The sequence below is a fragment of the Mesorhizobium sp. M4B.F.Ca.ET.089.01.1.1 genome, from assembly GCF_004022605.1.
Lineage (GTDB): Bacteria > Pseudomonadota > Alphaproteobacteria > Rhizobiales > Rhizobiaceae > Mesorhizobium > Mesorhizobium abyssinicae.
This window is the reverse complement of sequence record NZ_RZOS01000265.1, coordinates 1-7,933: the sequence shown is the minus strand read 5'-3', so window position 1 is coordinate 7,933 and position 7,933 is coordinate 1. Positions and strand designations below refer to the sequence as shown.

At 65.5% G+C, this 7,933-nt stretch carries 9 protein-coding genes and 1 pseudogene; 4 read left to right on the top strand and 6 right to left on the bottom strand.

Annotation, left to right across the window (positions count from 1 at the left end):
• Both EN780_RS22090 and EN780_RS22085 read left to right on the top strand, forming a co-directional pair.
• A partial coding sequence (locus EN780_RS22090; protein WP_245500063.1) for a sarcosine oxidase subunit gamma occupies window positions 1-468 on the top strand: 468 nt, incomplete at its 5' end.
• Between the two features lie 59 nt (window positions 469-527).
• A complete protein-coding gene (locus EN780_RS22085) occupies window positions 528-752 on the top strand; it encodes a hypothetical protein (RefSeq protein ID WP_127308945.1) in 225 nt (74 codons plus the stop codon).
• Window positions 753-821: 69 nt separating this feature from the next.
• On the opposite strand, the gene EN780_RS22080 is transcribed toward EN780_RS22085, so the two are convergent.
• The 6 genes and pseudogenes from EN780_RS22080 to EN780_RS22055 form a co-directional block, all read right to left on the bottom strand.
• Window positions 822-1,067 (bottom strand): DUF680 domain-containing protein, encoded by a 246-nt coding sequence (locus tag EN780_RS22080; protein ID WP_127286101.1) that lies wholly within the window; start codon window positions 1,065-1,067, stop codon window positions 822-824.
• Between the two features lie 219 nt (window positions 1,068-1,286).
• Window positions 1,287-1,931: a TetR/AcrR family transcriptional regulator gene (locus EN780_RS22075; RefSeq protein WP_127286102.1), complete on the bottom strand. Its 645-nt coding sequence runs from the start codon at window positions 1,929-1,931 to the stop codon at window positions 1,287-1,289.
• A gap of 147 nt (window positions 1,932-2,078) precedes the next feature.
• On the bottom strand, window positions 2,079-2,855 hold the full coding sequence (locus EN780_RS22070) for an SDR family oxidoreductase (protein WP_128275319.1): 777 nt from the start codon (window positions 2,853-2,855) through the stop codon (window positions 2,079-2,081).
• Between the two features lie 18 nt (window positions 2,856-2,873).
• Complete coding sequence (locus tag EN780_RS22065) at window positions 2,874-3,908, bottom strand: phosphotransferase (RefSeq protein ID WP_128275318.1); 1,035 nt, start codon at window positions 3,906-3,908, stop codon at window positions 2,874-2,876.
• A complete protein-coding gene (locus EN780_RS22060; RefSeq protein ID WP_281015710.1) occupies window positions 3,905-4,429 on the bottom strand; it encodes a MaoC family dehydratase in 525 nt (174 codons plus the stop codon). Before EN780_RS22060 ends, EN780_RS22065 begins: the two co-directional genes overlap by 4 nt.
• Window positions 4,430-5,244 (bottom strand): annotated as a pseudogene (locus EN780_RS22055) (SDR family oxidoreductase).
• A 130-nt stretch (window positions 5,245-5,374) separates the two neighbouring features.
• Here EN780_RS22055 and EN780_RS22050 point away from each other — a divergent pair.
• Both EN780_RS22050 and EN780_RS22045 read left to right on the top strand, forming a co-directional pair.
• The gene (locus EN780_RS22050) at window positions 5,375-6,616 is read left to right on the top strand and encodes an acyl-CoA dehydrogenase family protein (RefSeq protein WP_128275317.1); all 1,242 of its coding nucleotides are present in this window, start codon (window positions 5,375-5,377) and stop codon (window positions 6,614-6,616) included.
• Between the two features lie 50 nt (window positions 6,617-6,666).
• Window positions 6,667-7,704, top strand: a complete 1,038-nt coding sequence (locus EN780_RS22045) for a zinc-binding dehydrogenase (RefSeq protein WP_128275316.1) — start codon at window positions 6,667-6,669, stop codon at window positions 7,702-7,704.
• The last annotated feature ends 229 nt before the right edge of the window (window positions 7,705-7,933 follow it).

Here is a 7,933-nt window from a genome sequence, read left to right as displayed (position 1 = left end):
CCGGCCGAGCGCATTTCGGTACGCGCGCCGGAGGCTTCGCTGACCGCGCTTTCGAAGGCGCTCGGCGTGAGCTTGCCGACAAAGCCGAAGACCTCGGCGGCCAAGGCCGGGCGCACGGCGCTCTGGCTCGGACCGGACGAATGGCTGGTGATCGACGAGGCGGGCAAGGATCCGCTCGCCGACTGCGCCAAGGTGACGGCGCTGCATTCGGCGGTTGGCATCTCGCACCGCAACGTCGCGTTTTCCGTCACCGGCCCGGCGGCCGCCGTGACCGTCAACTCCGGCTGCCCGCAGGATCTCTCTCTTGACGCGTTCCCGGTCGGGGCGGCTTCGCGCACCATCCTCGGCAAGGCCGAGATCGTGCTGCTGCGCACGGCGGCGGATGCCTTCCGGGTCGAATGCTGGCGTTCGTTCTCGGACTATGTCTTTACTCTGCTGTCGGAAGCGGCGAGCGACGCGGCGGCGTGAGGACAGGAACCATCGCCACGCCACGCCGTTTTGCGGCAGCGTGTCGAGGGAGAATGCCGATGCCGTCGAAATCCGCGCCGAAGCCACCGCCAAGGAAGACGGCGGCCGTCCGCTCGCTCGAGCACGAACGAACACACGAGGTCGAGGAAGAGGAACTCGAGGAAGGTCTCGAGGACACGTTCCCGGCCAGCGATCCGGTGTCGATCACCTCGACCTCCATTCCGGGCGGCCCCGCAAGACCTGGCAAGGCCAAGACGGTGCCGGGGCGCAAGCCACGCAGGTAAGAAGGCCAGCAAAAAGGGCGGTCAGGATATCCTGCCGCCCTTTGAGTATTTCGTGGCGTTCGAACCGCCTTAGAACGTGCTGGGCACGATCCACGGATCGATTTCGATGCCCAGACGCTGGCCCTTGGCGGCGTCGGTCTTGGTCGTCGCGCCGGTCTTTTCGACCGAGCCGGTCGTGCCGCAATCGAGCTTCACATTGGCGTTGGTCTGGACGCAAGCCGCGGCAGGAGCCTGCTTGGCCTGATGGCTGGTGCCGGCGAAAGCGGCGCCCGAGAAAGCCAGGACGGTAGCGAGAGCGAGGATTGTCTTTTTCATCATCTTTCTCCGGTCAACCTTTTTCGTACATGTACGATACGACGTACATATACGTCCGGAGGAGTGGGAGTTCAAGTGAGAAATTGTACATGTACGGTCAAATTTTCTGAAAATACGAAAATGTCGCACGGCGCGACGCTCGGCCAGATCGGACGGTAAAAGCCGGGGGTTCGCTCCTGCGCAATTCCGGCCCAAAACCGCTGGGCGGAATTGCTCCAGTCAGCAGTTGACTGGCGTCTCGGTCAGCGGCGGCACGTCCTGCGTCGAAAGCGAGGCAAGCGTGAAATCGCACATCCGCTTCACGAAAGCCTCCGGGTCGCCGAACGGATAGAACGGAAAGGTGATCAAGAGCGAGATCGTGCCGTGGCCGACCGCCCACAGCATGGTGGCGATGGCGCGCGGGTCGCCCTTGAGCTTGCCGGCGGCGACGCAGGCCTCTACCCTGCTGATCAGCACCTTCATCGCCGGATTGCCCTCTTCCATGTCCTCGTAGCTGCGGCCTTCCGGCAGCCGGGTCTTTTCGGTCATGAAAACGGTGCGGTATTCGTTGGGATTGCCGAGGCCGAAGGCGGCGTACTCGGTCATCACCGCCTGCAGGGCCTCGATCGGATCGTCGGCGGGGTGCGCCTCGATGCGCCGCGCCAGCGTCTCGAAGGCGTCCTCGGCCAGCGCGAACAGGATGTCCTGCTTGTCGGCGAAGTAGGAATAGACCGACATCGGCGCGTAGCCGACCCGCTTGGCCAGCTTGCGGATGGTCAGGCCCTCATAGCCTTCTTCCTGAACGAGCTTGTGGGCCGCTTCGACGAGTTCGGAGCGCAGCTCTGCTTTCTGTTTTTCGCGGCGTGTCTGGACGCTCAACGGCAAGGTTTGCCTGCCTTCGTTGGTTGGTTGCCTTGTTAAATTATATACGCTGTACGGAAACGAACAAGTGCGTGGCAGGTTCCCCAACGTCCGCCCTAACCCTTTGTTCCAACGCAATTCCGGACGGAAAATCGCTTTGGGCGGCCTGCCCTAGATGGCGCCGATGCCGCCGTCGAGCGCCAGCGCATGGCCGGTCATGAAGGAGTTGGCGGGATCGGCAAGAAACAGGATCCCCGTTGTGATCTCGTCAACCTCGCCGGCCCGCTTCATCGGCACGCCGCGCGTGAGTTCGGCAATCGCCTCGGCTTCCGGGGAGCCACTGGCGCGGACGAAGCCGTCCACCATCGCGGTCCTGGTATGCGCGGGACAGACTGCGTTGATGCGCACGCCCTTGGTGGCATATTCGGCAGCGGCCGAGCGCGTCAGGCCGACAACGCCATGCTTGGCGGCGGCATAGACCGACAGCTTGGGCGCGCCGGACAGGCCGGCGACAGAGGCGACGTTGACGATGACGCCGCCCTCGCCGCTTGCCTTGAACTGCCGTTCCATCTGCGGGATCTGATGCTTCATGGCGTAGAAAACGCCGAGCAGGTCGACCTCCAGCACCCGGCGCGCCTCGTCCGACACCACCTGCGGCAGGCGCACGAAGGAATGGACGATGCCGGCATTGTTGACGGCAATATCGAGCCGGCCGTACTTCTTCACCGCCAGCGCGACGAGATCCTCGGAGAGTTTCTCGTCGGCGATGTTGCCGGCGAGGATTGTCGACTCGACATCAAGCGTCGCGGCGAAATCGCGTAGCGCAGCCTCGTCGAGATCCGATAGGACCAGCCGCGCACCTTCGGCGGCGAAGGCGTTTGCCGCGCCGCGGCCGAGGCCGCCGGTCGCACCGGTGATCAGCACCGTCGCTCCATCGAAACGGCCCATCGCTCAGTTCTCCCAATGTCAAATCTTGTTGTCGATCAGGTCCACCGCGAGCGCGGCAAGCAGCTTTACCGCCTCGCCATAGGTCCTGGCCTTCTCCGGATTGGAGGCGTTGCCGTCCAGCGCGCGCCGATAGACGCCCTGGCAGATCGCCGCCAGCCGGAAGAAGGAGAAGGCGAGGAAAAAGCTCCAGTTGCCGATGCCGGCAATCTCGCGCCGCCGGCAATAGGCGTCGACATAGGCTTCCTCGGACGGCAGGCCAAGCCTAGCGCGGTCGACGCCGCCGAGGCCGCGAAAGCCCGATGCATGCGGCAGGCGCCATTGCATGCATTGATAGGCGATGTCGGCGAAGGGGTGGCCGAGCGTCGACAGCTCCCAGTCGAGCACCGCAATCACTTGCGGCTCGCTGGCTGCGAAGATCATGTTGTCCAGCCGGTAGTCGCCATGCACCAGCGAGACGCGGCCATCATCGGCCGGCATGTGCGTCTCCAGCCAGGCGATCAGCCGGTCCATATCCGCCACCTTGCCGGTTTCGGAGGCGCGGTATTGGCTGGTCCAGCGGCCGAACTGGCGTTCGAAATAGCTGCCGGACTTGCCGAAATCCACAAGCCCGACAGCTTCGACGTCGACATCGTGCAAGGCGGCCAGCGTTGCGTTCATGGCATCGTAGATGGCGGCGCGATCCTCGTTCCCGGATGCCTCCGGCAGCGACGGGTCCCAGAAGATGCGGCCGTCGAGGAACTCCATGACATAGAACATGCGGCCGATGGGCGAGTCCTCGCCGGACAGGTGCAGCATGCGCGGCACCGGCACGGCGGTGGCGGCAAGCGCCTTCATCACCCGGAACTCGCGATCGACCTGATGCGCGGATTTCAGCAACTGGCCCGGCGGCTTGGCGCGCAGCACGTAGCGGCCGCTTGCCGCGGTCAGAAGATAGGTCGGGTTCGATTGTCCGGACTTGAACTTCTCGATGGCGGAAAGCCCGCCAAAACCCGGGATATGCGCCTCGAGATAGGGCGCAAGCGCCGCCTGATCGAGCGCGTTCAGGTCGTTCATGCGGTCTCGGGCTGGCGCTCGATCAGCGTCAGGGTCAGCCAGCGCGCGGTCAGCGCCGGCTTCTTCGAGCCCTCGATCTCGATGGTCACGTCATGCGCCGTCTGCACCCAGCCCGAGGGCCTGACCTTGACGTCGGCGAGCACGAAACGGGTGCGGATGCGCGCGCCGGTCTTTACCGGCGCCAAAAAGCGCAGCGAATCGAAGCCGTGGTTGACGCCCATCTTGCTGTTTTCGAGCGGCGGCATGGTCTCGAAGGTCATCGCCGAGAGCAGCGACAGCGACAGGAAGCCATGCGCGATGGTGCCGCCGAACGGCGTCTCGCGGCTGGCGCGGTCCGGATCGCAGTGGATGAACTGGTGGTCGTCGGTGGCGTCGGCGAACTGGTCGATCATGCGCTGCGTGACCACGCGCCAGGGCGACACGCCGACTTCCTTGCCGACGCTGGCCAGAAGCACATCGAGACTGATCGGTTCCACGCTGATGTCCTCCACTTCACCCCCGCCGGCGTTCCGGTCGGACATTCATTCCTTGAACAGGGTCAGCCCATGCTGCACCGACTGGCCGCCGTCGATCGGCAGGATGGCGCCGGTGACATAGCTGCCCGCACGGCTGCACAAATAGAGCGTTGCGCCGGCAATGTCATCCGGCATGCCGATGCGGCCGATCGGAACATGGCCGCCGACATGTTTCGCCTGTTCCTCGGTTCCGGTGGCAAAGGCGGTCATCCGGCTCTGGAAGGGACCGGGGGCGAAGGCGTTGACGGTGATGCGGCGGGCAGCCAACTCGATCGCCAGCGTGCGCGTCAGGTGATGAACCGCGGCCTTGGAGGCGGTGTAGGAATAGGCATCATCGGCAAGCGGCTGCGTGCCCATCACCGAACCCAGATTGATCACCCGGGCCGGATCCGTCTCGCTGGCGGCGGCGTCGAGCAGCGGCAGCAGCTCGCGCGTCAGATGGAAGACAGCGGTGACGTTGACGCCGAACACCTTGCCCAGGCGTGGTAGGGGAACTCTTCCAGCGGCGCCCCCCAGGAGATGCCCGCATTGTTGACCAGAATGTGCAGCCGCTCCGTCCGCGCCTTTACCTCGGCGACGAGCGCGGCGATGCCGGCTTCGCTGGAGACGTCGCCGGCAAAGCCCTCGGCATGCCCCGGGCCGCCGAGGGCGTTGATTTCGCTCGCGACCTTGATGCAGTCCTCGCCCTTGCGGGAGGCGATCATGACGCTGGCGCCGGCCCTGACCAGGGCGGTCGCCGCCATGCGGCCGATGCCGGTCGCGGCACCCGTGACCAGCGCGGTCTTGCCGGCGACTGAGAACAGCTCGTCCAGATAGCTCATGGCGCTCCTCCGCAATCTCGCCGCAGGCCGAGGCCAAGGGACTCGCCTGGGGACTCGCGTTGACAAGGCTAGCCGAAGTACGGTCATCCTTGCCACGGGTAAAGAGGCATCTCCGAAAGGATCGGAAGCGATGGCGGACATGAATCTCGGCATGACCGAGCGGCTGAAGCCGATCCACGCGCGCGTCGCGGCGATGGTGCGCGACGAGATCGCGCCGCTCGGCGAGGAGTTCCTGGCCGAGATCGGCAAGGACGGCGACCGCTGGGTCTACACGGCGCGGCAGACCGAAATCCTCGAGGGCCTCAAGAAGACCGCCCGGGAACGCGGGCTGTGGAACTTCTGGCTGACCGGTTCCGAGCGCGGCTATGGCCTCTCCACGGTCGAATACGCCTATCTGGCGGAGGAGATGGGCAAGGCGCATCTGGGAGCCGAGACCTTCAACTGCTCGGCGCCCGACACCGGCAATATGGAGGTGCTGGAGCGCTACGGCTCGGCGGAGCACAAGCAACAATGGCTGGAGCCGCTGCTCGACGGCAGGATCCGCTCGGCCTATCTGATGACCGAGCCGGACGTCGCCTCCTCCGACGCCACCAACATTTCGATGCGCTGCGAGCGGCGCGGCGACGATTATGTGCTCAACGGCGAGAAATGGTGGGCGTCCGGCGCCGGCGATCCGCGCTGCGCCATCTACATCGTGATGGTCAGGACAGGCTCCGGCGACGATCCGCGTCATCGCCAGCATTCGATGATCCTGGTGCCTTCCGATGCGAAGGGCGTGACCAAGCTCAGGGCCATGCAGGTCTATGGCGACGACGATGCGCCGCACGGCCACATGCATCTCAGGTTCGACAATGTGGTCGTGCCGGCGTCGAACCTGATCCTCGGCGAGGGCAGGGGCTTCGAGATCGCGCAGGGGCGGCTGGGACCGGGCCGCATCCATCACTGCATGCGCGCCATCGGCCAGGCCGAGATGGCGCTGGAGATGCTGTGCCAGCGCTCGGTGCGCCGCGAGGCCTTCGGCCAGCCCCTGGCGAAACTCGGCGCCAATTTCGACACCATCGCCGAATGCCGCATGGAGATCGAGATGGCGAGGCTGCTCTGCCTCAAGGCGGCATGGATGATCGACCAGGGCGACGCCCGCGCCGCCGCGCCCTGGATCAGCCAGATCAAGGTCGTGGCGCCGCGCGTCGCGCTCAAGGTCACCGACGAGGCGGTGCAGATGTTCGGCGCGCAAGGCATCAGCCAGGACACGCCGCTGGCGCGCTCGTGGACGCATTTGCGCACGCTGCGCCTCGCCGACGGGCCCGACGCCGTGCACCGCCGGCAGGTGGCGCGAACCGAGCTGAAGAAATACACGCAGGAGAAGGTCTGAGCGCGAGGCTTGGCCAGTCACTGCTCTGCGACAAGCAAGGAGTATCCCTGATGACCCTCCCATCCGAAATGAAGGCGCTGCTGCTGACCGGCGACGGCTACACCAAGACGCCATCCGGCAGCGCGCTTGAGACGATGGAGCCCTATCTCGAGCAAGGCTTGATAGCGGTGCCGACGCCTGGACCCAGCCAGGTGCTGATCAAGGTCAGCCTGGCTTCGATCAACCCGTCCGACGTCGCCTTCATCAAGGGCCAGTACGGCCAGCCGCGGGTCAAGGGCCGGCCGGCCGGCTTCGAGGGCGTCGGCATCGTTGCCGCGACCGGCGGCGAGCCCTACGCAACGGGTCTGGCCGGCAAGCGCGTCGCCTTCGCCACCGGCCTGTCGAACTGGGGCGCCTGGGCCGACTATGCGGTCGCGGAAGCGGCGTCCTGCATCCCGCTGCTCGACACGGTGCGCGACGAGGATGCGGCGGCGATGATCGTCAACCCGCTCACCGCGCTCGCCATGTTCGACATCGTCAAGCAGGATGGCGAGAAGGCCTTCATCATGACAGCTGGCGCCAGCCAGCTCTGCAAGCTGATAGCGGGCCTCGCCAAGGAAGAGGGCTACAAGCCGATCGTCACCGTGCGCCGCGACGAGCAGATCGCGCTGCTCAAGGAAGTCGGCGCCGCCCATGTGCTCAACGAGAAGGCGCCGGATTTCGAGGCCAGGCTGCGCGAAGTGATAAAGGCAGAGCAGCCGCGCATCTTCCTCGACGCGGTCACCGGGCCGCTGGCCTCGGCCATCTTCAACGCCATGCCGAAGCGCTCGCGCTGGATCGTCTATGGCCGGCTCGACGCCGAGCTGACGGTCATCCGCGAGCCGGGCCAGCTGATCTTCCAGCACAAGCATATCGAAGGCTTCTGGCTCGCCGAATGGATGCGCGAGCACCGCGACCGGATGGGTCCGGCGGTCATGGAGGCGCAGAAGCGCTTTTCCGACGGCCGCTGGTCGACGGATGTGACGGCGGTGGTGCCGCTGGAAGAGGCGATCGGCCGCGCGGCGGGGGAGCTCGCCAAACCGAACGGCAAGGTGTTCATCAAGCCGTAGGTTTTCCTTCACCCCGTTCACGGGGAGAAGGTGCCCGAAGGGCGGATGAGGGGGGGCGCTGACGGCCGTGATTGGCCGTGCTGCTGGCGTTCGTCGTCGTCGATACCAGGCGGCAATCTCGCAAGCTTGGTGCTGCCCCTCACCTGCCTGCCGGCATCCTTGTAACTTGTCCCTTGCCGACTCTGCTATTGCAGCAGGTGCGGTGGCGGACGAGAGACCGGAGCATCTT

Bases quoted from the DNA above. Each gene is read 5' to 3' on its own strand.
- EN780_RS22085 (WP_127308945.1), top strand. From the start codon at position 528: ATGCCGTCGAAATCCGCGCCGAAGCCACCGCCAAGGAAGACGGCGGCC.
- EN780_RS22080 (WP_127286101.1), bottom strand. From the start codon at position 1,067: ATGAAAAAGACAATCCTCGCTCTCGCTACCGTCCTGGCTTTCTCGGGC.
- EN780_RS22070 (WP_128275319.1), bottom strand. From the start codon at position 2,855: ATGGGCCGTTTCGATGGAGCGACGGTGCTGATCACCGGTGCGACCGGC.
- EN780_RS22065 (WP_128275318.1), bottom strand. From the start codon at position 3,908: ATGAACGACCTGAACGCGCTCGATCAGGCGGCGCTTGCGCCCTATCTC.
- EN780_RS22060 (WP_281015710.1), bottom strand. From the start codon at position 4,429: ATGTCCGACCGGAACGCCGGCGGGGGTGAAGTGGAGGACATCAGCGTG.
- EN780_RS22050 (WP_128275317.1), top strand. From the start codon at position 5,375: ATGGCGGACATGAATCTCGGCATGACCGAGCGGCTGAAGCCGATCCAC.
- EN780_RS22045 (WP_128275316.1), top strand. From the start codon at position 6,667: ATGACCCTCCCATCCGAAATGAAGGCGCTGCTGCTGACCGGCGACGGC.